This window comes from Yinghuangia sp. ASG 101, assembly GCF_021165735.1.
GTDB lineage: Bacteria > Actinomycetota > Actinomycetes > Streptomycetales > Streptomycetaceae > Yinghuangia.
The window spans coordinates 2,734,101-2,759,247 of the sequence record NZ_CP088911.1 but is presented as its reverse complement, the minus strand read 5'-3'; the positions used below and the strand labels follow the sequence as shown (position 1 = coordinate 2,759,247).

The following is a 25,147-nucleotide window of genomic DNA, read 5'->3' as shown; positions in this document are numbered from 1 at the left end:
CGAAACGGAACACGCATGCCGGTCTTGGCACACGCGCCGACAAGGGGACGCCGATGAGCGGCACGCTGGGTGATCTCGGCGAGTTCGGCCTCATCGGCGCGCTCACCGAAAGGGTTCCGTCCGGCCGCCACGTGCCGCTCGGCCCCGGTGACGACGCCGCGGTCGTCGCGGCACCCGACGGCAGGGTCGTGGCGACCACCGACCTCCTGGTCGAAGGGCGGCACTTCCGGCGCGACTGGTCGACCGCCTACGACGTGGGCCGCAAGGCCGCCGCGCAGAACCTCGCGGACGTCGCGGCGATGGGCGCGCTGCCCACCGCGCTGCTGGTCGGCCTGGTCGGCCCCGCCGAACTGCCGGTCGCGTGGGCGCTGGAACTGTACGACGGGTTGCGCGACGAATGCGCGGTCGTCGACGCCGGGGTCGCGGGCGGCGACGTCGTACGCGGCGAGGCCGTGGCGATCTCGGTGACCGCCCTCGGCGACCTGCAGGGCCGCCCGCCGGTGACCCGGGCCGGGGCGCGGCCGGGCGACGTCGTCGCGGTCGCCGGCTGGCTCGGCTGGTCCGCGGCCGGCCTCGCGATACTGTCCCGCGGGCACCGCAATCCGCGCGCTTTCGTCGAGGCCCACCGGCGCCCCGAACCGCCGTACGAGGCCGGTCCGGCCGCCGCGCGCCTGGGGGCCACGGCGATGCTCGACGTCAGCGACGGCCTCATCGCGGACCTGGGGCATCTGGCGCGCGCGTCGCGGGTGCGTGTCGACGTGTCCGCCCGCCGGCTCGACATACCCGCGCAGATGCGTGATGTCGCGCGGGCGCTCGGCGCGGATCCGCTGCAGTGGGTGCTGACCGGGGGAGAGGACCACGCCCTGGTCGCGACGTTCCCCGCCGGGACGGCGCTCAGCGCGCGGTGGCGGGTCATCGGCGCGGTCACCCCGGGCGCCGGCGTCACCGTCGACGGACGCCCGTGGTCGGGCGGCGGCGGATGGGACCACTACGGCGGCTGACGGCCTGCGGGTGCCGGCCGGGCCGTCGATAAGCTGGCCGGCATGGTCCAGACACCCGCCCGCGTGCTCACGATCGCCGGTTCCGACTCCGGCGGCGGCGCCGGGATCCAGGCCGACCTCAAGACGATGCTCGCCCTCGGCGTGCACGGGATGAGCGTCATCGCGGCGGTCACCGCGCAGAACTCACTGGGTGTGCAGGGCTATTGGGAACTGCCCGCGGAAGCCGTCCGGGCGCAGTTCCGCAGCGTCGCCGACGACATCGGCGTCCAGGCGGTCAAGACCGGGATGCTCGCGTCACCCGCGCTCGTCGAGACGGTCGCGGACCTGCTGCGCGGTCTCGCGGCTCCGGTCGTCGTCGACCCGGTGTCGGTCTCCAAGCACGGCGACGCGCTGCTCGCCGACGAGGCCCTCGCGGCCGTCCGCGGCGCGCTGCTGCCGACCGCGACCGTGGTCACACCCAATCTGTTCGAGGTCCGGCAGCTGACCGGCGTCGACGTGCGCGGCGAGGGCGACATGCGCAAGGCCGCCGACGCGCTCCTCGCGTACGGGCCGCGGTGGGTGCTCGTGAAAGGCGGTCATCTCGTCGGGGAGGCCGCGGACCTGCTGTACGACGGAACCGGCGAACACTGGTTCCGCAGCGAGCGGTTCGACAACCGGCACACCCACGGCACCGGATGCACGCTGGCCAGCGCCATCGCGTCCCACCTCGCGCTGGGACACGGCGTGCCCGAGGCGGTCGGGCTGGCCAAGGAGTACGTGACCGGGGCGATCCGCGCGGGATTCCCGCTGGGGGCCGGGATCGGCCCCGTCGACCACGGCTGGCGGCTCCGCGCCTGAGCGCCCCGCCGCCCTCGTGGCCGCCCGGGCCCGAACGCGCGTCGGCCGGACCACCCGAGGTGGTCCGGCCGACGCGGCGAAACGAGCTTCAGCGGGCGGTCAGCGGGTGACCTTGCCCGCCTTGATGCACGAGGTGCAGGCGTTCAGGCGCTTCGGCGTGCCGCCCTGGACCGTGCGGACCGTCTGGATGTTCGGGTTCCAGCGACGGCGGGTGCGGCGGTGCGAGTGCGAGATGTTGTTGCCGAAACCCGGCCCCTTGCCGCAGACGTCGCAGTTGGCAGCCACGGGAGACACTCCAAAGACGAATAAGGATTGCGCGTACGTTCACGTGCCGGCAGGTGCCGGGCAACCGAGGAAGAGTAACCGACGAGCGGCCACGGAAGCCAATCCCGCGATGTGGGCCGCCGAGCAGCGGCAGATGCGGGCAGGTGAAACCGGCGGAACTCGTCACGCTTCACCATCAGCCTAGCGCATGGGCAACCGGGCCCTGCCGGACCCCCGGACGGATACGCTGCATCAGCAACGTGCGGGGGCCGGGGGTCTCGGGGCTCTCCCGACGGGATTCTTCCGAGGACAGGTTTCCTCCGAGGGACAGGTTTCCTCCGAGGGGAAGGGACGAGGTGGGCGTGCTGGGAGAGCTGGACGCTCCGGCGGTACGCCGTTGGTGTCGGGCGGGGCTGCACCAGCTCGGACGAGCGCGCGAGGAGATCGACGCCCTCAACGTCTACCCCGTGCCCGACGGCGACACCGGGACCAACCTCTTCCTCACCCTGGAGGCGGGGACCGCCGAGGTCGAGGCGCTTTTCGGACGCGACACCCCCGCCCCCGGAGCGGACAAGCACCCCGAGCCCGGCCTCCCCGCGACCATGCGCGCCCTCGCCCACGGCGCCCTGATGGGCGCGCGCGGCAACTCCGGCGTGATCCTCAGCCAACTGCTGCGCGGCATCGCCGACCAGTTCGAGGCCGACCACCGCGAGGCCGCCGCGGCCGGCACACCCCGCGACAGCGGGCCCGTGCTGCGCCGCGCCCTGCACCGGGCCGCCGACGAGGCTTACGCGGCCGTCGCCCGGCCCGTCGAGGGCACCATGCTCACGGTCGCCCGCGCCGCCGCGCTCGGGTGCGACGCGGGCGCCGACGACTTGACCACCGTCGTCCGCGGCATGGCGTCGGCCGCGCGCGACGCGCTCGCCCGGACCCCCGACCAGCTCGACGTGCTGCGGCGGGCCGGCGTCGTCGACGCGGGCGGGCGCGGACTGTGCGTGCTGCTGGACGCGCTGGTCTCCGTCGTCACCGGGGAGCGGCATGCCGAGGAGCCGCGCACCCACCTGCCGGTTCCGCTGCGCGTCACCCCCGACGCGCCCTGCGCGGAGAACCCGCTCGCACCGGCGTTCGAGGTCATCTACCTGCTCGACGCCCCCGACGCGGCGATCCCGCCGCTGCGCGCCCGGCTGGACGCGCTCGGCGACTCGCTGGTCGTCGTGGGCGGCGAAGGGCTGTGGAACGTCCACGTGCACGTCGACGACGCGGGCGCGGCGGTCGAGGCGGGGATCGAGGCCGGGCGTCCGCACCGGGTCCGCATCACCCACCTGGCGGTGTCCGGGGCCGTCCCGAGCGAGGCGGCGCGCCCGCCGGCGGCTGCCGGGCGGGCGATCGTCGCCGTGGTGCACGGCGACGGCCTCGCGGCGCTGTTCACCGAGGCCGGCGCGCGCGTCGTCGAGGCGGGCCCGGGCCGGGCCCCGTCGACGGGGGCGCTCGTCGAGGCGATCCGCGCGACGGGCGCGCGCGAGGTCGTGCTGCTGCCGAACGACCCGGACGGCCACGCGGTGGCCGCGGTGGCCGCGGAACAGGCGCACGCGTACGGCATCCGCGTGCAGGTCGTGCCGACGAAGGCCGCCGTGCAGGGCATCGCCGCCCTCGCCGTCCACGAGCCCGGGCGCCGCTTCGACCAGGACGTCGTCGGCATGACGTCGGCCGCGGGCGGCACGCGGTACGGCGCCCTCACGGTCGCGGCCCGCGAGGCGTGGACGATGGCCGGCGTCTGCCAGGCCGGCGACGTACTGGGCATCATCGACGGCGACATCGCCGTGATCGGCCAGGACCTCGCCGCGACCGGGAAGACCGTCCTCGACCGCATGCTCGCGGGCGGCGGCGAATTGATCACCCTGGTCACCGGTGCCCAGGTGGCCCCCGGGATCGCGGACGACCTGGTCACCGCGATGCGCGCGGGCCGCCCGGAGGTGGACGCGGTGGTCTACAACGGCGGGCAGTCGGTGTACCCGCTGCTGATCGGCGTCGAGTAGGGGCGAGGTCCCGGCACCGGGCGACAGCTCGACACAGACCGACGCCGACGGCCCGCCCGTCGCCGCGCCGCCGCGCGGAGCCGGCTTCCGTGCTCGCGCCCCGCGCCGTCCCGGGGGACTCTGTCCCCGCCGCCCGGTAACGTCGCGACCATCCCCGTCGTCGGCCAGCCAGGGAGAACGTCCGCCGCCATGTCCCGCCTCGATGAACCGCTGGCCAAACTGGTCGGGGACCGGACCGCGAAGGTGCTGGCCAAGTCCCTCGATCTGACGACGCTCGGCGACCTGCTGCGCCACTACCCCCGCCGGTACGCCGAACGCGGGCGCCTCACCGACCTCACGCGCCTGGAGGTCGACGAACACATCACCGTCATGGCCGAGATCGCCAAGGTCGCCAAGCGGCAGTTCCGCAACCGGCGCGGCAACCTCCTCGAAGTCGTCGTCACCGACGGCCGGGGCCACCTCAAGCTGACCTTCTTCAACCAGGCGTGGCGCGAACGCGAACTGCGTCCCGGACTGCGCGGCCTCTTCGCCGGCAAGGTCGCCCGCTTCCGCGACGAACTGCAACTCAACCAACCCGACTACCAGTTGATGGACCAGGACGACGACCCCGGCGCGGCGGCGCTGTTCGCCGACGCACTGATCCCGGTCTATCCGGCCGCGGCGTCGATGCCGTCGTGGAAGATCTCGCAGTGCGTCCGCGTCGCGCTGGACACCCTGGGCGAGGTCGGCGACCCCCTCCCCGACGATCTCCTGCGCCGCCGCGACATGCCCGGCCTGCGGCAGGCCTTCGGGTGGATCCACACGCCGAAGTCGTGGGGCGAGGTGAACGCCGCGAGGGACCGGCTCAAGTGGGACGAGGCGTTCGTCCTCCAAGTCGCCCTGGCGCAAAGGCGCCTGGTGGCGCAGACGCAGACCGCCGTGCCCCGGCGCGCGCGCCCGGACGGCCTGCTCGCGGCCTTCGACGCCCGCCTGCCGTTCACGCTGACCGACGGCCAGGTCAAGGTCGGCGCGGAGATCGCCGGAGACCTCGCCGCGGAACACCCGATGCACAGGCTCCTGCAGGGCGAGGTGGGCAGCGGCAAGGCGCAGCCCCTCGACGCGCTCGTGCTGACGCCGCGCGGCTACGTGCCGATGGGGGAGATGGCCGTCGGTACCGAGGTGGTCACGCCGTCCGGCGAAGTCGCCCTGGTGGACGGGGTGTTCCCGCAGGGCGTGCGCGATGTGTGGCGGATGCGGCTTCTCGACGGGACGAACGTCGAATGCGATGACGAGCACCTGTGGAGGGTCACGGGGCCCGGGCCGGACGGGCACAAGGAACCGTCCCGCGTGCTGACGACGCGTCAGATTCGCGAGGACCTCTCCACGCACGGACGCCAGTGGGCCATCGCCGCGGCGGTGCCCGCCGACCTCGGTGCCAGCGAACTGCCCCTGGATCCCTACGACATGGGCGTGAGATGCGCCCAAGACCCGGTCGGCGGCCACATCCCGGGCGCGTATCTGAACGCCTCGGTGCGGGACCGGCACGCCCTCCTCCAGGGCTGGCTGGACGCGTGCGGCTCGTACACGGACGAACTCGGGCTCGGCTTCCCGGTGCGCTCCCGCGAATCCGCCGAGGACGTGAACTGGCTCGTGCGGTCGCTCGGCGGCCTCGCCCCTCCGCTCACGAACCCACCGGGCGAGAAGAGCGAGTGGCGCCACGTGATCGCGCTGCCCGACGCGTTCCCGCCGTTCCGCGCCAAGGCCGCGGACTATCCCGGCGGCGTCCCCGACTGGGCGTCCACGCGCCCGATCATGTCAGTCGAGCGTGTCGGCCCCAAACCCGTCCAGTGCATCAGCGTCGCGCACCCCGACCACATGTACGTCACCGACAACTTCACCCCCACCCACAACACGATGATCGCCCTGCGGTCCATGCTCACCGTCGTCGACGCCGGCGGGCAGGCCGCGATGCTGGCGCCCACCGAGGTGCTGGCGCAGCAGCACCACCGTTCCATCGTCGACATGATGGGCGACCTCGCCGACGGCCCCGGGATGCTCGGCGGATCCGACGTCGGGACGAAGGTGACGCTGCTGACCGGCTCGATGGGTGTGCCCGCGCGGCGCGCGGCGCTGCTCGACCTGGTGACGGGGGAGGCCGGGATCGTCATCGGCACCCACGCGCTGATCGAGGACAAGGTGAAGTTCCACGACCTGGGGCTGGTCGTCGTCGACGAGCAGCACCGGTTCGGGGTCGAGCAACGCGACGCACTGCGCGGCAAATCCGAGCGGCCCCCGCACCTGCTGGTCATGACGGCGACGCCGATCCCGCGCACGGTCGCGATGACGGTGTTCGGCGATCTGGAGACCTCGGTTCTCGACCAACTCCCGTCCGGGCGCTCGCCGATCGCGACGCACGTCGTTCCGGCCCGGGAGAAGCCGAACTTCCTCGAACGCACGTGGGAGCGCCTGCGCGAGGAGGTCGCGAAGGGGCATCAGGCGTACATCGTCTGCCCGCGCATCGGCGACCAGGAGGACGACCCGAAGGCGAGGAAGCCCAAGCGCGGCAGGAAGGCGGCCGACGAGGACCTGCCCGCCGAGGCGTATCAGGACGACCCCGACGACCTGGGCGCCGACGCCGACGACGCGGGCGACAAGCGTCCGCCGCTCGCCGTCCTGGACGTCGCGGCGGGTCTCGCGGCCGGGCCGCTGGCGGGCCTGCGGATCGGCGTCCTGCACGGCCGCATGGCGCCGGACGCGAAGGACGACGTCATGCGGCGCTTCACCGCCGGGGACGTCGACGTGCTCGTGGCGACCACGGTGATCGAGGTCGGCGTCAACGTCCCGAACGCGACGGTCATGGTGATCATGGACTCCGACCGGTTCGGCGTCTCGCAACTGCACCAGCTGCGCGGCCGAGTGGGACGCGGCAGCGCGCCGGGCCTGTGCCTGCTGGTCAGCGACATGCCCATGGGGACGGCCGCCCGCGAGCGCCTGGACGCCGTCGCCGCGACCCTCGACGGCTTCGAACTCTCGCGCATCGACCTCGAACAACGGCGCGAGGGGGACGTCCTCGGCGAGGCGCAGTCCGGCAGCCGGTCGTCGCTGCGCATGCTGGCCGTCGTCCGCGACGAGGACGTCATCGTCGCCGCCCGCGACGAGGCCACCGAAATCGTCGCGCGCGACCCGGAGTTGTCCGATCACCCCGAACTGCGCAGCGCGCTCGCGAGCCTGCTGAACGACGAGCGCGCGGAGTATCTGGACAAGGGCTGACGGCACCGCCGCACCCGAGCGCGGAGGCCGCCGTCCCGTCGCCGCGGCCCGATGACCCCCGGTCCGCCTCTCGCTACCGTGTCCGCATGAGCGACCAGATGACGGCCTCCCCGGGGGGCCGCCGATGACCCGCGTGATCGGCGGCGCCGCGGGCGGCCGACGACTGTCGGTGCCCTCCGGCGACACCACCCGTCCCACCTCCGACCGCGCGCGCGAAGGGCTCTTCTCCACGCTGCTGTCGTTGCGCCGGAGCTTCCACGGCGCACGCGTGCTCGACCTCTTCGCCGGTTCGGGGGCCGTGGGCCTGGAGGCGCTGTCCCGGGGGGCGGCGCACGCGCTGCTGGTCGAGGCCGACCCGGGGGCCGCCAAGGTCGTGCGGGCCAACATGCGGGCGCTCGGGCTGCCCGGTGCCGAACTGCGCGTCGCGCGTGCCGAGCGGGTGGCCGAGGAGCCGCCCGAGGGCGGGCCGTACGACGTCGTCTTCCTCGACCCGCCCTACCCCGTTCCCGACGCCGACGTCGCCCTGTTGTTGACGTCGCTGCTGACCGGCGGATGGCTCGGAGACGACGCACTGGTCGCCGTCGAGCGCTCGACCCGGGGCGGGGCCTTCGCGTGGCCGGACGGATTCGCCGAGGTCAGGTCCCGTCGTTACGGCGAAGGGACGCTCTGGTACGGTCGCGCCGCGCGCTCATGAAGGAGGGTTCGACCGGCGCCCGGGAGGGCCCGGACAGGACGTGAGGACCCGAGAATCGAGGGGAAGAAACCCGTGCGTCGAGTCGTCTGTCCCGGGTCGTTCGACCCGGTGACCAACGGGCATTTGGACATCATCGGCCGGGCCTCGTGCCTGTACGACGAGGTCTATGTCGCGATCGGCTTCAACCGCAACAAGCGGTCCGGCCTCTTCGAGGTCGAGGAGCGCATCGAAATGCTCCACGAGGTCACCGCGCACTACGGCAACGTCCGGGTCGAGGCCTTCGAAGGGCTCCTCGTCAATTTCTGCCGACAGCGCGAGATCCCCGCGATCATCAAGGGACTGCGCGCGGTCACGGACTTCGACTACGAGCTGCAGATGGCGCAGATGAACTACGGCCTGACCGAGGTCGAAACCCTGTTCGTGGCGACCAATCCGCTGTACAGCTTCCTGTCGTCGAGCCTGATCAAAGAGGTCGCGACCTACGGCGGAGACGTGTCCGGATTGGTGCCGCCGACCGTCCTGCGCCGCCTGACCGAACGTTTGGCTGACAAGTAGCGGGGTTTCTGCTCGTACGCTGTGGTGTCGGACCCCTCGGCCCCCGGAGAGAGAGCACACGCCAGTGGACGTATCGCCCAAGCTCGACGAGCTCATCGCGTTGGTCGAGAGCGCCCGTTCGATGCCCATGTCGGCCTCGTGCGTGGTCAACCGGGCCGAAGTGGTCGCCCGTCTGGAAGAGGTCAAGAACCTCATCCCGGAGGAGATGACGCGGGCCCGGCAGATCCTCAGCGACCGCGACGCGGTGCTGGAGGAGAGCCGCCGCGAGGCGGAGCGCGTCGTTTCCGGAGCGCGCGAGGAGCGCGGTGCGCTGATCGCCGACACCGACGTGGCGCGCGAGGCGTACGCCGAGGCCGAGCGCATCATGACCGCCGCCCGACTGGAGGCCGAGCGCATCCGGTCGGAAGCCGATGACTATGTCGACCAGAAACTCGCCAACTTCGAGGTCGTCCTCAACAAGACCCTCTCGGCCGTGGGCCGGGGCCGCGACAAGATGCGCGGGCGCCGGGCCACCGACGAACTCGGCGAGTACCTGAAGGCGCAGGACGAGGCCGACGGCGCGCCCGGCAGCCTCCAGGCCCGGCTCGACGCCGACGAGGACGCGCCGTTCCTCGGCCGGTCGGCGCCCGTCGCGCCGCCGCAGCAGCAGGGCGCGGCAGGCTACCCCGAGCAGCCCGCGTACGCCCCGGCCGCCCAACAGCAGCCGCCGCAACAACCGCAGCAACCGCAACAACCGCAGCAGGGCGGCTACTACGACACGGGCGCCTACCCCCAGCAGCCGCAGCAGCCGGCGTACGAGCCGACGGGCTACGAGTCCGGCGGCTACGAGGTCCCGCAGTACCAGCAGCAGTACGCCGCCCAGCAGCCCGGCGTCCCGCAGCAGGGCGGACCCGTCCAGCAGCGCTACGACGCGGCACTCGACGAGACGAGCTTCTTCGACACGAGCCTGATCGATGTCCGGCAGTTCAACCCCGACGGCCGACAGGGCTGACACGCGTCGCCGGGGCGGTCCCCCGGGCCGGGCGGACCGTACGCCGCCGCAGGGCCCGTTTGGGGGACCGCCCCCGTCTTGCGATAGTCTTGTGGACCGGCCCTGTGTGGGAAGCCGCTGTCACAGCAACCCTCGGGGCCGCACACCATAGCCACCGCACCTCCTTCGGATTCGGGGGAGGTGAAACCGCATGAGGCAGGACACCCTGGACCGCCTGGACCCCCGCAACCCGCTCGTCGTGGACACACGCGAGCTGGGTCGTCGGCCTGGGTCGATGCGCCGGGAGACCCGCGACGTGCCGGCCCCGGCGGATATGAGGATCGACGTGATCGGCGTCCCCGAAGGTGCGCCGCTCGAGCTGGAGCTCCGGCTTGAGGCGGTCATGGAAGGGGTGCTGGTCTCCGGCGCCGCGGAGGTGCCGCTGACCGGTGAGTGCGTCCGGTGCCTGGATCCCCTGGAGCGTCGGCTCCGGGTCGATTTCCAGGAGCTGTACGTGTATCCGGACGGCGACTCCGACGAGGACGCCCCCCGGCTGGTCGGCGACCTGCTCGACCTGGAGCCGGAACTGCGCGACGCGGTGGTGCTCGCACTGCCGCTCGCCCCGGTGTGCCGCGAGGATTGCGGCGGGCTGTGCCTCGAATGCGGGGCGCGGCTCGACGACGACCCCGGGCACGCCCACGAAACGGCCGACCCCCGGTGGGCGGCTCTGCAGGGCCTCTTCGGTGGACCGACCGCCGAAGCCGACGACAACGGCGCCCACCGCGCCGATGAGAACCAGGAGAAGTAGCCGTGGCTGTTCCGAAGCGGAAGATGTCGCGCAGCAACACCCGCCACCGCCGCAGCCAGTGGAAGGCCGTCGCCCCCAACCTGGTGACCTGCGAGACCTGCCGTCAGCCGAAGCTGGGCCACATCGCCTGCCCGAGCTGCGGCACCTACAACCGCCGTCAGGTCCTTGAGGTCTGAGCATCCGGCAGGTCACCAGGTGACAGACGCGCCGGCGAGATACGCGGACCTGGAAGGGCGGCTCGGCTGGTCGGTCGACGCCGCCCTTCTGGAACGCGCGCTCACCCACCGTTCCTACGCGTACGAACACGGCGGCCTGCCCACCAACGAACGCCTGGAGTTCCTGGGCGACTCGGTGCTCGGGCTCGTGGTGACGGACACGCTCTACCGTGCCCACCCCGACCTGCCCGAAGGGCAGCTCGCGAAGCTCCGTGCCGCGGTGGTCAATTCGCGTGCCCTCGCGGGCGTGGGGCGCAAGCTCGACCTCGGCAGCTTCATCCGCCTCGGTCGCGGCGAGCAGGGCACCGGCGGACGTGACAAGTCGTCGATCCTCGCGGACACCCTTGAGGCGATCATCGGCGCGGTCTACCTCGACCAGGGCCTGGACGCCGCGTCCGAGTTGGTGCACCGGCTCTTCGACCCGCTCATCGAGCAGTCGGCGGGCCTCGGGGCGGGCCTGGACTGGAAGACCAGCCTCCAGGAGCTGACCGCCGCAACCGGCATCGGCGTCCCGGAGTACGTCGTCTCGGAGACCGGCCCCGACCACGAGAAGACCTTCACCGCGCTGGCCCGCGTCGGCGGTGTCGACTACGGCACCGGCGTCGGGCGCAGCAAGAAGGAAGCCGAGCAGCAGGCGGCCGAGAGCGCGTGGCGGGCGATCCGCGCGCGGTACGGCGACGGCACGTCGCCGCCGAGCGACTCCGCCGCCGGCACCGTCGTGTCCGGCGGTACGGCGTCCGCCGCATCGCCCAAGGCCCAGTCGGGCCGCACCAGTTGAGCCGCACCGGGTGAGCCGGGACGACGGCATCGGACCGGTGTGAACCGGTCGTCCCACATGTGAGCCGCATCGGGCTCGGCACCCCGAGCCCGATCCAGCCGTTGCGGAGGTCGGCGTGCCGGAGCTGCCCGAGGTCGAGGTCGTGCGGCGCGGACTGGAGCGCTGGGTGGTGGGCCGGACCATCGCGTCGGTGGGCGTCACCCACCCGCGCGCGGTACGCCGCCACGCGGCCGGGCCGGACGACTTCGCGGCCGTCCTGTCCGGCGCCCGGATCGAGGCCGCGCGCCGCCGGGGCAAATACCTGTGGCTGCCGTTGACCGCGCCCGGCGCCGCCGCGCCCGATGACGCGCTGCTCGCCCACCTGGGAATGAGCGGCCAACTCCTCGTCAAAAAGCCCGACGCGCCGCGCGCGAAACACCTCCACGTGCGGTTCACGTTCACCGACGGCGGCGACGAGCTGTGGTTCGTCGACCAGCGCACGTTCGGCGGCGTCTCGGTCGAGCACGGAGGGGCGGTGCTGCCGCCGTCGATCGCGCACATCGCGCGGGACGTCCTCGATCCCCTGTTCGACGGCAAGGCCTTCCACGCCGCGCTCCGGCGCCGCGACTCCGAGCTGAAGCGCGCGCTGCTGGACCAGTCCCTGGTGAGCGGTATCGGCAACATCTACGCCGACGAGGCCCTGTGGCGCGCCCGCCTGCACGGCGCCCGCTCGACCGCCACGATGACCAGGCCGCAGACCGCCCGCCTGCTCGACGCGGTACGCGAGGTCATGACCGACGCCCTGGCCGCCGGCGGCACGTCGTTCGACAGCCTGTACGTCAACGTCAACGGCAGCAGCGGCTACTTCGCACGCTCCCTGAACGCGTACGGCCGCGAGGGCGACCCCTGCGACCGCTGCGCGACCCCCATACGCCGCATCACCTTCATGAACCGCAGCAGCTACTTCTGCACGAAGTGCCAGCCGATTCCCCGTCCCCGCTCCACAACCCGCCGGGAATCCCCGACCACCACCCCCTGACCCCCCCCACGACCACCGCACCGCCGGGCCGCGCCACCCAGACCCGGACGTCGCGATGTGGATACCGCCCGGTCCGCGCCGCGCCGACGGTGTTCGGTGTGGCGGCCGTTTCCGGCGCTTCCCGGGGGAGCCGGTGGTTTGTCGTGGGGCGTGGTCGAGCGGGTTCGCGCGAGGTCTTGGCGGGACGCCGGCTCAGCGGCCGAATTCCTGGGTCCACCACGGTCCGCCGCTGCCCATCTGGACGCCGACGCCCAGCTTGGTCAGGCCGCAGTTGAGGATGTTGCGGCGGTGGCCCTCGCTGTTCATCCAGGCGGTCATCACCGCGGCCGGGGTCTGCTGGCCCCGCGCTATGTTCTCCGCGGCGAGGTACGTGATGCCGGCGGCCTCCGCGCGGTCCCACGGGGTCTTGCCCTCGGGGGTGTTGTGCGAGAAGTAGCCGCGGTCGGCCATGTCCTTGCTGAAGGCCCGAGCCAGGTCGCGCAGCGGGACGTCCGCCTTGACGGGGCCGCAGCCCGCCGCCGCGCGTTCGTTGTTGACGAGGGTGAGCACCTGGTCCTCGTACGCCGCGGCGCCGGTCGCCGTGGCCGAGGCCGTCTTGGTGGGCGACGCCGTCGTCGGCCGGGCGGACGTCTTGGCGGTGGTGGCCGCGGAACTCGGCGACGTCGCGGGGCGGGACGGCGGCGGGGACGCCGCGGCGCCGGTCGACTCGGTCGGCGGCGCGGGCGCGCTCGACGTCGGCGGTGCCGATTGCGGGGGAGCGGTCGTCGACGCCGCCGTCTCGGGGTTCACCCCGAGGTCGGGCGCGCGTCCGGCCCCGTCGCGCGAGGCCTGGTCGGGATAGCGGGGGTCGGTCGGGCCCGTCGCCGCCGCGGACTCGACCGCGCCGGCCCGCGTCGAACCGTCGCCGCCCTTGTCGAGCACGTGCACGCCCGCCCGGGTGCCGACGGCCGCCAAGGCGACGCCGAGCAGAATGACGGCCACGCGGAGCGGGCCGAGGCGGCGCCTGCGCCGGTGCCCGCGAGGGCGGTCGTCGGTCTGACGGCGGGACGGTGGTACGGAGCGTCGGCTGTGCCGGGCCACGGCCTCCCCTTACTGGGTACCGTCCGAGCGCGGTCCGAGAGCCCGGGGCGCGGTGCGGAACCCGAGAGGACTGCTGAGGCGGAGACCTCCGCCACGACGCGCCGGACGGGCGCTTCCTCACTCGATCGAGTGAGCTTGCGGACGTGACTCTAGAGCAGATCGGCGGCGCCGTGGCCGTCGATGCCGCGTCCAAGCTGAACGGTTGGGATGGCTTGTCCGGTACGTTCCCGGTCTTTCCGGTGCCGCGCCGAATCGTTTTCCCGGCGGTGATGCCGGAGTGCCGCGGTGTGACGTGCGAGGTCACCGCCGACCTGCGGGATCGGGGGTGCCGGTGTGCCGTGGCGACAACCGCTTGCCGCGTCCGCGGGGGAGCGTCCGGCCGATCGCCGGGGAGCCGGGGAAAGCTCGTGAATAACTTCTTGACTGCCGCGCGATTTGATGGTCTGGTACAGCCAGACACGAACCGTCCCGTCCGCGTTGCTCACGCCGCCGACCGGGTGACGGTTCAGTTACCGCGCCGTGATCATATTGACCTCGTGGCCTTTTGGTGCGACTCTGGAAGCCCGCGCACCCTATCAGGAACACCGTGGCCGGGTGCGTAATTTCGACCCGCAGATGCCGGTCGGTCACTCAGCGTGGAGGACCCTCTCATGGCGAAGGCGCTTCTCGGTTACGTCGGCGGCCCCGATCCCCGACTGCTCTCCGAGATGCGACGGCTTCAGCAGCGTGTACGCGACCTGGAAACGGAGCTTGTCCGTGTCCAAGCGGAGAACGACGCGCTTTATGCCGCCGCGGAGCATCGGTTCGACGTAGCCCAGGTCGAGCCCGCGCTTACCCGGGCGTGAGTTCGACCCGATAACTACCAGGGACGCCTTTGGCGTCCCTTTGTCGTTCCGGCGCCGCTTCCCGCCTGCGTGTGTGGTGGCCCCCGCCGCCCCTGATCGGTCCTTCGATCCTGCCCCCCACCCGAGTCCGGCCGTCCGGATTCCGGTCCGACGGCAGTAATGCTGACGTGATACCCCGTCACATCGCATGTCACACACTGATCGACACGGCGACGCGGCGGGTTTGCGCCGGACTCCGACCGAAGTGTCCCGGTACGCTGCGGCGGGTGCACCTCAAGAGCCTGACACTCCGCGGCTTCAAGTCCTTCGCGTCCGCGACGACGTTGCGGTTCGAACCGGGCATCACGTGTGTGGTGGGCCCGAACGGTTCGGGCAAGTCCAACGTCGTCGACGCCCTGAGCTGGGTCATGGGCGAGCAGGGCGCGAAATCGTTGCGCGGCGGCAAGATGGAGGACGTCATCTTCGCGGGCACCGCGGGGCGTCCGCCGCTCGGCCGCGCCGAGGTCAGCCTGACGATCGACAACACCGACGGCGCCCTGCCGATCGACTACACCGAAGTGACCATCACGCGCACGATGTTCCGCAACGGCGGTTCCGAGTACGCGCTCAACGGCGACACCTGCCGGCTGCTCGACATCCAGGAGCTACTGTCCGACTCCGGCATCGGCCGTGAGATGCACGTGATCGTCGGTCAGGGCCAACTCGACTCCGTGCTCCAGGCGGACCCGATGGGCCGGCGCGCGTTCATCGAGGAGGCCGCCGGCGTCCTGAAGCACCGCAAGCGCAAGGAGAAGGCGCTGCGCAAGCTGGACGCGATGCAGGCCAACCTCACGCGCGTCACCGACCTCACCAACGAACTGCGCCGCCAGCTCAAGCCGTTGGGCCGGCAGGCGCAGATCGCCCGGCGCGCCGCCTCGATCCAGGCGGATCTGCGCGACGCCCGGCTGCGGCTGCTGGCCGACGACTTGGTGATCCTCCGCAGGAACCTCGACGAGGAGGTCGCCGACGAGGCGGCGCTGCGGGAGCGGCGTACCGCCGTCGAGCGAGAACTCGGCGAAGTGCAGGCCCGCGAGGCGGAGTTGGAGGCCGAGGTCCAGGCGCTGACGCCGCGGCTCGCGCGGGCCCAGGAGACGTGGTACGAACTCTCCTCGCTCGCCGAGCGCGTGCGCGGCACGATCGGCCTGGCCGAGCAACGCGTCCGGCACGCCACGTCCCCGCCCGCCGAGGAGCGCCGGGGCCGCGATCCCGAGGAGATGGAGCGCGAGGCGGCCCGCGTCCGCGAGACGGAGGCCGAGCTGAAGGAGGCCCTCGAAGAGGCGATGGTCCAGCTCGCGGAGACGTCGGAGCGCCGCGGCGAGCTGGAGCGCGAGGTCGCGGCGGAGGACGACCGCCTCAAGGCCGCCGCCCGGGCGATCGCCGACCGCCGCGAAGGGCTGGCCCGGCTGGCCGGGCAGGTCAACGCCGCGCGCAGCCGCGTGTCGGGCGCCGACGCCGAAATCGGCCGGCTGACGGAGTCGCTGACCTCGGCGCGCACCCGCGCCGAGGCCGCACAGCGGGAGTTCGACGCCTTGCAGGCCGAGGTCGGCGGTGCCGAGGAGGGCGCCGAGGCCGACGCGGGGTCGGTCGAGGCGCGGCTCGCGGCGGCGCGGGAGCACCTCGCGGTGGCCGAGGAGGTGCTGTCCGAGGCCCGCGACGCCGAGAAGGAGGCGGAGCGCGAGCGGGCCGCGGTGACCGCGCGCAAGGAGGCCTTGGAGCTGGGGCTTAACCGCAAGGACGGCGCGGGCGCGCTGCTGGCCGCGGGCGACCGGTTGTCGGGCGTGCTGGGGACGGTCGCCGCGCTGGTCGGCGTCGAGCACGGGGCCGAGACGGCCGTCGCCGCGGCGCTCGGTGCGGCGTCCGACGCGGTCGCGGTGGCCGGCGTGGGCGATGCCGTGGACGCGTTGCGGTTGCTGCGCAAGGACGACGCGGGACGGGCGGGGCTCCTGGTCGGCGCGGGCGGCGACGGGGGTGGTGCGGTCTCCGTGGCGGAGTGGCCGCGGCTGCCGTCGACCGCCGTCTACGCCGTACGCCTTGTCGACGCGCCCGACGACCTCACCGGCGCGCTGCACCGGCTGCTCGACCGGGTCGCCGTCGTCGACGACCTGGCCGCGGCCGGCGACCTGGTCGCGGCACTGCCCGGGGTGCGTGCGGTGACGCGGGACGGCGATCTGGTGGGTGCGGACTTCGCCCACGGCGGTTCGGCGTCGGCGTCCAGCCTTCTGGAGGTCCAGGCGGCCGTCGACGAGGCCGCGGCGCGGCTCGACGCGCTGGTCGGCCGGTGTGCCGCGGCGAAGGACGCCCTGGTGGCGGCGTCGGCGGCCCGCAAGGACGCCGTCGCGGCCGTCGAACAGCTGACCGCCGAGCGCCGCGAGGCGGAGAAGGCGCGGTCGGCGGCGGCGAAGGAGCTGGGCCGGCTCGGCGGTCAGGCGCGCGCCGCGGCCGGGGAGGCCGAACGGCTCGCCGCCGCGGTCGCGAAGGCGGAGGCGGCCAAGGAGCAGGACACCGCGGCGTACGAAGAACTGTCGGCGCGCCTGGAGGCCGCCGAGGAGATGCCCGACGACGAGGAGCCCGACGCGACCACGCGGGACGGCCTCGCCGCCGAGGCGACCGCCGCGCGGCAGGCGGAGATGGAGGCGCGGCTGGCGGTGCGCACCCATGAGGAGCAGGTCAAGGCACTGTCCGGCCGCGCCGATTCGCTGGACCGGGGAGCGCGCATGGAGCGCGAGGCCCGGGCGCGGGCGGCGGAGCGGCGGGCGCGCATGGCGGTCGAGGCCCGCGTCGCCGGTGCGGTGCTCGCGGGTGCGGGCGCGCTGCTGACCCACGTCGAGGCGTCCCTGGCGCGCGCGGAGGCGGAGCGCGCGGCGGCCCAGCAGGCGCGGGCGGCCCGCGAGCAGGATTCGGCGCGCGAGCGGGCCCGGGTCCGCGAGTTGGCCGCCGAACTGGAGAAGCTGACCGACTCGGTGCACCGCGACGAGATGCTGCGGACCGAGAAGCGCCTGCGGATCGAGCAGTTGGAGGCGAAAGCCCTCGAAGAGCACGGTATGGACGCGGCCGGGCTCGTCGCCGAGTACGGCCCGGACCAACCGGTCCCGCCCACGCCGCCGGCCGACGGCGAGGTGCGCGACCCCGACTCCGAGGAGGCGCAGCCGCGGCCGTATGTGCGCGCCGAGCAGGAGAAGCGGCTCGCGGCGGCGGAGAAGGCGTACGTCCAACTGGGCAAGGTCAACCCGCTGGCGCTGGAGGAGTTCGCGGCGCTGGAGGAGCGCCACAAGTTCCTCACCGAGCAGCTGGAGGACCTCAAGAACACCCGGCGCGACCTGCTCACCGTGGTCAAGGAGGTCGACGAGCGCGTCGAGCAGGTGTTCACCTCGGCGTACGAGGACACCGCCCGGGAGTTCCAGGGGGTGTTCTCGCGGCTGTTCCCCGGCGGTGAGGGCAAGCTCGTGCTCACCGACCCGAACGACATGCTGTCCACGGGGGTGGAGGTGGAGGCGCGCCCGCCCGGCAAGAAGGTCAAGCGCCTGTCGCTGCTCTCCGGCGGCGAGCGTTCGCTGACCGCAGTCGCGCTGTTGGTCGCGATCTTCAAGGCGCGGCCGAGCCCGTTCTACGTCATGGACGAGGTCGAGGCCGCACTCGACGACACCAACCTCCAGCGCCTGATCGGGATCTTCGCGGAGCTGCGGGAAAGCTCGCAGCTGATCGTGATCACGCACCAGAAGCGCACGATGGAGGTCGCGGACGCGCTGTACGGCGTGTCCATGCGCGGTGACGGCGTCACGACGGTGATCAGCCAGCGGCTGGAACGCGACGCGGACGGCGCTTCGGAGCCGATGTCCGCGTGACCCCGACGACGAGGGCGCGCGGGTGCCGCGTCACGCCGCTCGGAGACGCGGCATGACCTTGTCGTTGAAGAGCTGGACGCTCGACCAGCCGGCGTCGATCGGCAGGCCGCCGCACAGGGGGTGCAGGTTGAGCGACGTCGCGAGGCCGCCGCTCCGCGCGATCGCGACGCATTCGTCGGGCGTGAGGCACTTGTAGATGCCTTCCGCGCGCAGGTCCGCGACGGTACGGGCGGCCGAGCTCATGGCCGAGTGGACGTCCGGCGTCTGCCACGCCGCGTAGGTCGCGGCCTCGTGCAGGAAGTGCGTGCCGTACTCCGCCCACGCGCGGTCGGGGTCCTCGGTGCAGAAGATCATCGCCCCGGCGCCGCCGGACGGCATCAGCACGAACCCGTCGTCGAAGCCCGCCTCCGCGGCCGACTCGTAGTAGTGGCGCTCCAGTTCGGGCAGCGGGGCGGCGGCGAAGAACGGCAGGCGGAAGCGGACGGCCCGGCGTACGGTCGCCTTGGCGGTGCCGCCGATCATGAGCACCGGGTGGGGGTCGGTGAACGGCCTGGGCGTGACGCGCACGGTCTCGCCCCGGTAGGTGAACGGTTCGCCGGTCCACGCCTTGAGCAGCGTGTCGACGGCCTCGTCCTGGAGGCGGCCCCGGAGCTTCCAGTCCGCGCCGATCGCGGCGTACTCCTCGGGCCGGTAGCCCAGCCCCGCGACGATGGACAGCCGCCCGCCGGAGATGTTGTCGAGGACCGCTATGTCCTCGGCGAGCCGGATCGGGTTGTACAGCGGGGCCAGCAGTGCGGCGATCACGACGCCGATCTGCCGCGTCGCGCCGAAGACCGCCCCGGCCGTCGCGAGCGGTGCCGGGCTCCAGCCGTTGTCGGCGCCGTGATGCTCCTCCAGGCTGATCATGTCGAAGCCGTTTTTGTCGGCGAAGGCGGCCATCTCGATCGTCGCCTGGTAGCGCGCGGCCACCTCGGCCCGGTCCAGACCCGGGGTGACCTGGTTGAAGCGCAGAATCGTCGGCATGGGGCGCACACCTTTCGGGCCGTCGCCCCGCGTGCCTTCTGCGACGCGATCAGGGCGCCTGCCTGGCCCCGGCAAGGTAGCTGACGGACCGTCAGGATTCAACGCCCGCGGGGCGCGGTCCCCGGGCGCGCCCGGGGCGCGGATGGCGACCTCGGCGAGGCGGTCTGGGAGACTGGGGCTCTTATGGAAATTGTGATCCTTGCCGTCGTCATCGCGGTCGTGGTGCTGGGCGCCGCCGGCTGGTTCGTCGTCGGCTCACGTCGCCGCGGCTCCGTCGCCGCGCCCCCGCCCCGTACGCCCGTCGAGCCGACCGTCGGCGAGGACGCGCAGCCGCTGCCGGAGGCCCCGCCGCGCACGGTCGACACCGTCGACCTCCCGGACGCCGAGGCCCCGCCCGCCGAGGTCCCGACCGTTCCGGACACCCTCGAAGAGGCCCCGCCGGCCCTGGAGGTCCCGGAGCCCACCGCGGGCCGCCTCGTCCGCCTCCGCGCGCGCCTCGCCCGCTCGCAGACCAGTCTCGGAAAGGGCCTGCTCGCGCTCCTCTCGCGCGAACACCTCGACGACGACACCTGGGAGGAGATCGAGGACACGCTGCTGGTCGCCGACGTCGGCGTCGCGCCGACCCAGGAGCTGGTCGAGCGCCTGCGCACGCGCGTCAAGATCCTCGGCACCCGGACGCCCGCCGAGCTGCGCACCCTCCTGCACGAGGAGCTGGTCGCGCTCATCGGCACCGACTACGACCGCTCGCTGCGCACCGCGCGCCACGACGACGACCGCCCGGCGGTGGCCATGGTCGTGGGCGTCAACGGCACCGGCAAGACGACCACGACGGGCAAGCTCGCCCGGGTCCTGGTCGCCGACGGCCGTACGGTCGTCCTCGGCGCGGCCGACACCTTCCGTGCCGCGGCGGCCGATCAGCTCCAGACGTGGGGCGAGCGCGTCGGCGCGGCCACCGTGCGCGGCCCCGAGGGCGGCGACCCGGCCAGCGTGGCGTTCGACGCGGTCAAGGAGGGCATCGCCGAGGGCGTCGACACCGTCCTGATCGACACCGCCGGCCGCCTGCACACCAAGACCGGGCTCATGGACGAGCTGGGCAAGGTGAAGCGCGTGGTCGAGAAGCACGGCCCGGTCGACGAGGTGCTGCTCGTCCTCGACGCCACGACCGGTCAGAACGGGCTGGTCCAGGCGCGGGTCTTCGCCGAGGTCGTGAACATCACCGGCATCGTGCTCACCAAGCTCGACGGCACGGCCAAGGGCGGCATCGTCATCGCCGTGCAGCGCGAGCTGGGTGTCCCGGTCAAGCTCATCGGGCTCGGCGAGGGCCCGGACGACCTGGCGCCGTTCGAGCCGGACGCGTTCGTGGACGCGCTGATCGGCGACTGACGGCCGCACGCGTCGAGGCCGGGCCCGGAAGTGTTCCGGGCCCGGCCTTGCGCGTGTGCGGCCTCAGGGACGGGCCGTATCGGGGCGGCTCAGGACGCGAGCCACAGCCCGCCGCCGGCGCGGGGGCTGTTGCGGTGGCAGCTGTAGGCGATCGTGCCCAGCAGCAGGCGCGCCTCGGGAAGCGCGTCGGCGGCGTCGGGGCGGCGGACCCACTCCGCGGCGCCCAGCACCCCCAGCGGGGACGGCGGGGCGAAGATGTAGTCGCCGGGGCCGTGGCAGCGCAGGTCCACCTCGGCGTCGTCCCAGCCCATCTGGTAGAGCAGGTACGGCAGTTCGCCGGCCGCGCCGGGAGCGACCAGGAAGAGGAAGCGGCCGTCGGGCGTGGCCACGACCGGGCCGAGCGGGGTGCCCATGCGCTCCAGCCGGACGAGGGCGCACCGGCCGGCCGGGCGCGGCACACTGATCGCGTCGAAGGCGCGGCCGGTGGGGAGCACGACGGTGCTGTCCGGCAGCTGCGACCACAGCCGGCGCGCGGCGGAGGGAGTGTCGGTGGCGCGCGTCGACCACTGCGGGTCCGCGGGGTGCATGCCGGGCGCGGCACACGTCGGCCGGCCGCAGCAGCAGCGGGCGCGGCGCCCGTGCCGGATCAGGTACGTCCCCTGGGTGACGGGCCAGTGCCGCTGCTCGACATACTCCGACACCGCCTGCCACAACGCAGCACGGGTGCGTCGGCGGGTTCCGAGTGTGATGTCCATGACCTGCCAACGGCTCCCGTCACTTTTGGTTACGGTTCTGACACATGCCTCGGATACCTGCCGTGGCGGCCCGCGGCCTCGGCTCGCGACCGGACATACGGCGCACGACCCCACCCAGTCAACCGTGCGCGACCCGGGGAAGACCCCTGGCGAAAGGGGTGGCGAAGGCTGGCGTTTTGCGGTTCCCGACCCGAGACCCGGGCGAGCGGCCTACTTTCGGCAATACAGGACATTGCACACGGTTTTCGCACACGGTCATGGGCAGGGACGTCGCAGCCGACACACAGTTTTCGCAGCCAGGTGCACGTGCAGGGGGAGAAGCGGTGTCGATCGCACAAACCGAGACGGGTGAGCCGGGCGCCGGAGACCACGGCGACCGCCGCCCGGGAGCACGCGCCGACCGGCGGTCGGACGCGCCGCTCGCTCCCGGCCACCCGCACGCTCTTCCCGGCGGGCGCTCGGGCGGCAAGCGCCCCAACGACCGGCTCGCGTCGTGGTTCGCGCGCACCGGGTGGTCGAAGGGCGAGCTGGCCCGGCAGGTCAACCGCCGCGCGCGGCGCCTCGGCGCGCTGCACGTCAGCACCGACACGTCGCGCGTGCGCCGCTGGCTCGACGGGGAGCAGCCGCGCGATCCGATACCGCGCATCATCTCCGAGTTGTTCAGCGAGCAGTTCGGCTGCGTCGTCGCGGTGGAGGACCTCGGGTTCAAGGACCCCGGGGCGCTCTTCACCGGCTCCGGCGTCGATCTGCCGTGGGCGCCGGAGCCCGTGGTGGAACTGCTCGGCGAGTTCTCCCGCAGCGACCTGATGCTGGGCCGTCGCGGGCTCCTCGGCGGCTCGCTGGCGCTGTCCGCGGGGCCGGCCCTGGTCGAGCCGATGCAGCGCTGGCTGGCCCCCACCCCCGTGCCGACCCTGCCCACCCGCGTGGGGCCGCGCGCGCCCGGCCGCCTCGGGCTCGGCGAGCTGGAGCAACTGGAGGCGACCGTACGCCTGTTCCGGGACTGGGACATGCAGTCGGGGGGCGGGTTGCGCCGCAAGGCGGTGGTCGGCCAGCTGCAGGAGGTCACCGACGTCCTGATGGACGTGTACGCGGGGCCGCCGCGCGAGCGGCTGTTCCGCCTCACCGCCGAACTGGCGCTGCTGGCCGGGTGGATGTCGTACGACGTCGGCATGCAGGCCGGGGCGCAGAAGTACTTCGTGCTGGCCCTGCACGCCGCCAAGGAGGCGGGTGACCGCCCGCTCGGCGCCAACGTGCTGGGGGTGATGAGCCGTCAGATGATTCATCTGGACCGGCCCGGCGACGCGTTGGAGCTGATCCACCTCGCGCAGTACGGCGCCCGCGACAGCGCGGGCCCGCGCGCCCAGGCCATGCTGTACGCCGTCGAGGGGCGCGCGCACGCCGGGCTCGGCCACGCCGACCGGTGCCGCCGCGCGTTCGCCCTCGCCGAGCAGCTGCACGCGGACGCCGCCGCAGCCGGGGGCGAGGAGCCCGACTGGATCCGCTACTTCGGCGAGGCGGAGCTGTGCGGGGAGGCCGGCCACGCGTACCGCGACCTGGCCTACCGCGGGGCCGGTCCGGCGGCGCGTGCCCGGGAGCCGCTGGAGAAGGCGGTGCGGCTGTTCGACGGCACCTCCGCGTACCAGCGCACGCTCGCGCTGTGCCTCGTCGGGCTGGCGTCGGTGCACGTCCTGGAGCGGGAGGCGGATCCCGCGTGCGACGCCGCGCTCGGCGCCCTCGACTTCGCCGGGCGGGTCCGCTCCGAACGGCTCGCGACGCGGCTGCGCCGCACGGTGCGCAACGCCGTCGACGCGTTCGGCGAGGACGCCCGCGTCCGGGCGCTCGCGGACCGCGTCGTCGGCGAACTCCCGGAGACCGCCGCGACGCCGGTCTGGCCGACGTCGTGACACGGCACCACGGTCGGCCGCGCGCACCGGGCCGCCCCGACGCGACGCGGCGCCCCTCCGGAGACCGGAGGGGCGCCGCGAGCGGGCGTGTGTGAGCGCGCGCGGTGTATCGGGCCGGGATGTCCCGCGCTGTTACTTCCGCAGGCCGATGCGGTCCCACAGGATGTGGCCGTCACTGAACAGCTGGAGGCCGGTCAGCTTCCCGTCGGCGATGTAGCCCACGGGAGACTCCTGGAAGACGAAGAACGGCATGTCCTCGATGAGCGCGACCTGCACGCGGGTGTACGCCTCGGTACGCGTCGTACGGTCGGTCGACTGCCGGGCGGTCTCCAACGCGGCGTCCACGTTGGGGTTCTGATACCCCGTCACGTTGGTGAGGCCGCTCTTGGAGTGCAGGTACTGGTAGAGCACCGGCTCCGGGTCCTCGGCCCAGGTGATGTTCGTCGCCATGTCGTAGTCCAGGTCGGCGAGAACCTGCTTGGAGTAGACGGGGATCTCCAACGCGACGACGTTGACCGTGAACATGCCCTTCGACACGGCCTCGACATGCTCCTTGAAGTACTGCGCGATGCGGATCGACTTCGGCGTGTTGACGGTGACGAAGTCCGCGGTGACGGGCTTGCGGCCGTTGTCGGTCGCCTTGGCGAACAGCTTGGCGGCTTCCTCGGGGTTGTTCTGCGGCAGCGTGAGCTGGATGTTGGCCAGCGGCGACGACGACTCGAAGATGCCCTTGGCCGGTCGGCCCTTGCCGTCGAACAGCACGTTGTTGATGTCGGTGGTGCTGAGGGAGAGCGCGATGGCCCGGCGCAGGTCCGGGTTCGCGAGCGGGCGGCCGGCCCGGGTGTTGAAGGTGAACTGCTGGCCGCCGTTCAGCGGGACCTCGTCGGTGGCCAGGCCCAGTTCCTTTGCCTGGGCGATGCGCAGCACGTCCGTGCTGACCGTGAGGTCGCCCTTGCCCGCGTCGATGTCCTTCGTCACGCCCTCCGAGTCGGGGTTGACGCGGATGGTGACGGTGTCGAGGTAGGGCTTGCCCTGCTGCCAGTAGTTGGGGTTGCGCTCCAGCACCATCTTCTCGCCGGGGACCCACTCGCGCAGCTTGTACGGTCCCGCCCCCACCGGGGCCGTCCGAGATGCGGCGAGTGCTTCGTCCGAGTCGAGTGTGCGCGGCGACGGGATGTAGTTGAGCGAGTGGGCCACCGTGCGGTCGAAGTTGGCGTTCGGCGCCGGGAGCTTGATGCTGAGGCGCAGCTTGTCCACCACGGTGAGCGTGAGCGGCGAGACGGTGCCGCGCTGGTTGGACTGCAGCTTCTCGTCGAGGTGCTTCTCCCAGGCCCGTTTGACGGCCTCGGCGTCGAGTTCGGCCCCGTCGGTGAACCGGATGCCGTCGCGAAGCGTCAGAGTCCATACGCGCGCCTCGCCGTCCGGGACGAGGGACTCGGCCATCTGCGGCCGGATCGTGCCGGTGGCCGGGTCGCTCCACACCAGTACGTCGTAGATCGCCGACATGCGGCTGCCGTCGCCCTGCGGGGTGATGTTCGCCGTGTACGGGCTGAGCCCGCGTGCGTCGCCCGGGAGCATCATCGTGATGTTGCCGCCCTCGCGCGGGGTGGCGTTGGGGTCCGGTCGGCTGTTGCCGGATGAGTCCGCACACGCGGCGGACACGGCTATGGCCGCGACGACTATGCCTGCGCGGACTTGTCGCAGGAATCTCCTGCGTGTCCGCCGTCCTTGGTCGTGCCTGAACACGGAACCGTGACCTCCACTTTCTCGTGGCCTTGGCGCGGGCGGGCACCCCGGCTCCGCGGCCGTGGACGGCGCGGCGCTCAGGGCACTCTCCCCACGCGACACCGG

20 protein-coding genes are annotated in these 25,147 nt (G+C 72.9%); 15 read left to right on the top strand and 5 right to left on the bottom strand.

All coding sequences use genetic code 11. The annotated features are described in order from the left end of the window. Nucleotides 1–53 precede the first annotated feature (53 nt). Both LO772_RS11410 and thiD read left to right on the top strand, forming a co-directional pair. Nucleotides 54–1,001: a thiamine-phosphate kinase gene (locus LO772_RS11410; protein WP_231778293.1), complete on the top strand. Its 948-nt coding sequence runs from the start codon at nt 54–56 to the stop codon at nt 999–1,001. A gap of 42 nt (nt 1,002–1,043) precedes the next feature. After that, nucleotides 1,044–1,838 carry a bifunctional hydroxymethylpyrimidine kinase/phosphomethylpyrimidine kinase gene (gene thiD, locus LO772_RS11405; protein ID WP_231778292.1) on the top strand — a complete coding sequence of 265 codons (795 nt, stop codon included), beginning with the start codon at nt 1,044–1,046 and terminating at the stop codon, nt 1,836–1,838. A 99-nt stretch (nt 1,839–1,937) separates the two neighbouring features. Here thiD and rpmB read toward each other — a convergent pair whose 3' ends face one another. Then, complete coding sequence (gene rpmB / locus LO772_RS11400) at nt 1,938–2,123, bottom strand: 50S ribosomal protein L28 (RefSeq protein ID WP_231778291.1); 186 nt, start codon at nt 2,121–2,123, stop codon at nt 1,938–1,940. A 341-nt stretch (nt 2,124–2,464) separates the two neighbouring features. On the opposite strand from rpmB, the gene LO772_RS11395 reads away from it, so the two are divergent. From LO772_RS11395 to mutM, 9 genes are all read left to right on the top strand, one after another. Beyond that, entirely contained in the window at nt 2,465–4,138 is a 1,674-nt protein-coding gene (locus LO772_RS11395; RefSeq protein WP_231778290.1) for a DAK2 domain-containing protein, read from the top strand. A gap of 189 nt (nt 4,139–4,327) precedes the next feature. Further along, nucleotides 4,328–7,387 (top strand): helicase-related protein, encoded by a 3,060-nt coding sequence (locus LO772_RS11390; protein ID WP_231778289.1) that lies wholly within the window; start codon nt 4,328–4,330, stop codon nt 7,385–7,387. A gap of 124 nt (nt 7,388–7,511) precedes the next feature. After that, nucleotides 7,512–8,081, top strand: a complete 570-nt coding sequence (gene rsmD / locus LO772_RS11385) for a 16S rRNA (guanine(966)-N(2))-methyltransferase RsmD (RefSeq protein ID WP_231778288.1) — start codon at nt 7,512–7,514, stop codon at nt 8,079–8,081. A gap of 72 nt (nt 8,082–8,153) precedes the next feature. Beyond that, nucleotides 8,154–8,636, top strand: coding sequence for a pantetheine-phosphate adenylyltransferase (gene coaD, locus LO772_RS11380; RefSeq protein ID WP_231778287.1), 483 nt, complete (start codon nt 8,154–8,156; stop codon nt 8,634–8,636). Between the two features lie 64 nt (nt 8,637–8,700). Further along, a complete protein-coding gene (locus LO772_RS11375) occupies nt 8,701–9,627 on the top strand; it encodes a cell division initiation protein (protein WP_231778286.1) in 927 nt (308 codons plus the stop codon). A gap of 190 nt (nt 9,628–9,817) precedes the next feature. Next, nucleotides 9,818–10,414 carry a YceD family protein gene (locus LO772_RS11370; RefSeq protein ID WP_231778285.1) on the top strand — a complete coding sequence of 199 codons (597 nt, stop codon included), beginning with the start codon at nt 9,818–9,820 and terminating at the stop codon, nt 10,412–10,414. 2 nt (nt 10,415–10,416) lie between these two features. Further along, the gene (rpmF, locus tag LO772_RS11365) at nt 10,417–10,590 is read left to right on the top strand and encodes a 50S ribosomal protein L32 (RefSeq protein WP_231778284.1); all 174 of its coding nucleotides are present in this window, start codon (nt 10,417–10,419) and stop codon (nt 10,588–10,590) included. Between the two features lie 19 nt (nt 10,591–10,609). Continuing rightward, nucleotides 10,610–11,407, top strand: coding sequence for a ribonuclease III (gene rnc / locus LO772_RS11360; protein ID WP_231778283.1), 798 nt, complete (start codon nt 10,610–10,612; stop codon nt 11,405–11,407). A gap of 115 nt (nt 11,408–11,522) precedes the next feature. Then, entirely contained in the window at nt 11,523–12,425 is a 903-nt protein-coding gene (gene mutM, locus LO772_RS11355; RefSeq protein WP_231778282.1) for a bifunctional DNA-formamidopyrimidine glycosylase/DNA-(apurinic or apyrimidinic site) lyase, read from the top strand. 192 nt (nt 12,426–12,617) lie between these two features. On the opposite strand, the gene LO772_RS11350 is transcribed toward mutM, so the two are convergent. After that, nucleotides 12,618–13,406 (bottom strand): CAP domain-containing protein, encoded by a 789-nt coding sequence (locus LO772_RS11350; RefSeq protein ID WP_231778281.1) that lies wholly within the window; start codon nt 13,404–13,406, stop codon nt 12,618–12,620. 749 nt (nt 13,407–14,155) lie between these two features. Here LO772_RS11350 and LO772_RS11345 point away from each other — a divergent pair. Further along, on the top strand, nt 14,156–14,350 hold the full coding sequence (locus tag LO772_RS11345) for a hypothetical protein (RefSeq protein ID WP_231778280.1): 195 nt from the start codon (nt 14,156–14,158) through the stop codon (nt 14,348–14,350). A 266-nt stretch (nt 14,351–14,616) separates the two neighbouring features. Further along, a complete protein-coding gene (gene smc / locus LO772_RS11340; protein ID WP_231778279.1) occupies nt 14,617–18,231 on the top strand; it encodes a chromosome segregation protein SMC in 3,615 nt (1,204 codons plus the stop codon). Between the two features lie 30 nt (nt 18,232–18,261). Here the strand turns inward: smc and LO772_RS11335 are convergent, their stop codons facing one another. Then, entirely contained in the window at nt 18,262–19,254 is a 993-nt protein-coding gene (locus LO772_RS11335) for an LLM class flavin-dependent oxidoreductase (RefSeq protein ID WP_231778278.1), read from the bottom strand. A gap of 183 nt (nt 19,255–19,437) precedes the next feature. Between LO772_RS11335 and ftsY the strand changes: the two genes are divergently transcribed. After that, complete coding sequence (gene ftsY, locus LO772_RS11330) at nt 19,438–20,637, top strand: signal recognition particle-docking protein FtsY (RefSeq protein WP_231778277.1); 1,200 nt, start codon at nt 19,438–19,440, stop codon at nt 20,635–20,637. Nucleotides 20,638–20,726: 89 nt separating this feature from the next. On the opposite strand, the gene LO772_RS11325 is transcribed toward ftsY, so the two are convergent. Continuing rightward, nucleotides 20,727–21,392 carry a bifunctional DNA primase/polymerase gene (locus tag LO772_RS11325; protein ID WP_231778276.1) on the bottom strand — a complete coding sequence of 222 codons (666 nt, stop codon included), beginning with the start codon at nt 21,390–21,392 and terminating at the stop codon, nt 20,727–20,729. Between the two features lie 323 nt (nt 21,393–21,715). Between LO772_RS11325 and LO772_RS11320 the strand changes: the two genes are divergently transcribed. Continuing rightward, on the top strand, nt 21,716–23,296 hold the full coding sequence (locus LO772_RS11320; protein WP_231778275.1) for a hypothetical protein: 1,581 nt from the start codon (nt 21,716–21,718) through the stop codon (nt 23,294–23,296). A gap of 132 nt (nt 23,297–23,428) precedes the next feature. Here the strand turns inward: LO772_RS11320 and LO772_RS11315 are convergent, their stop codons facing one another. Further along, complete coding sequence (locus LO772_RS11315) at nt 23,429–24,958, bottom strand: ABC transporter substrate-binding protein (RefSeq protein WP_231778274.1); 1,530 nt, start codon at nt 24,956–24,958, stop codon at nt 23,429–23,431. Between the last annotated feature and the right edge of the window lie 189 nt (nt 24,959–25,147).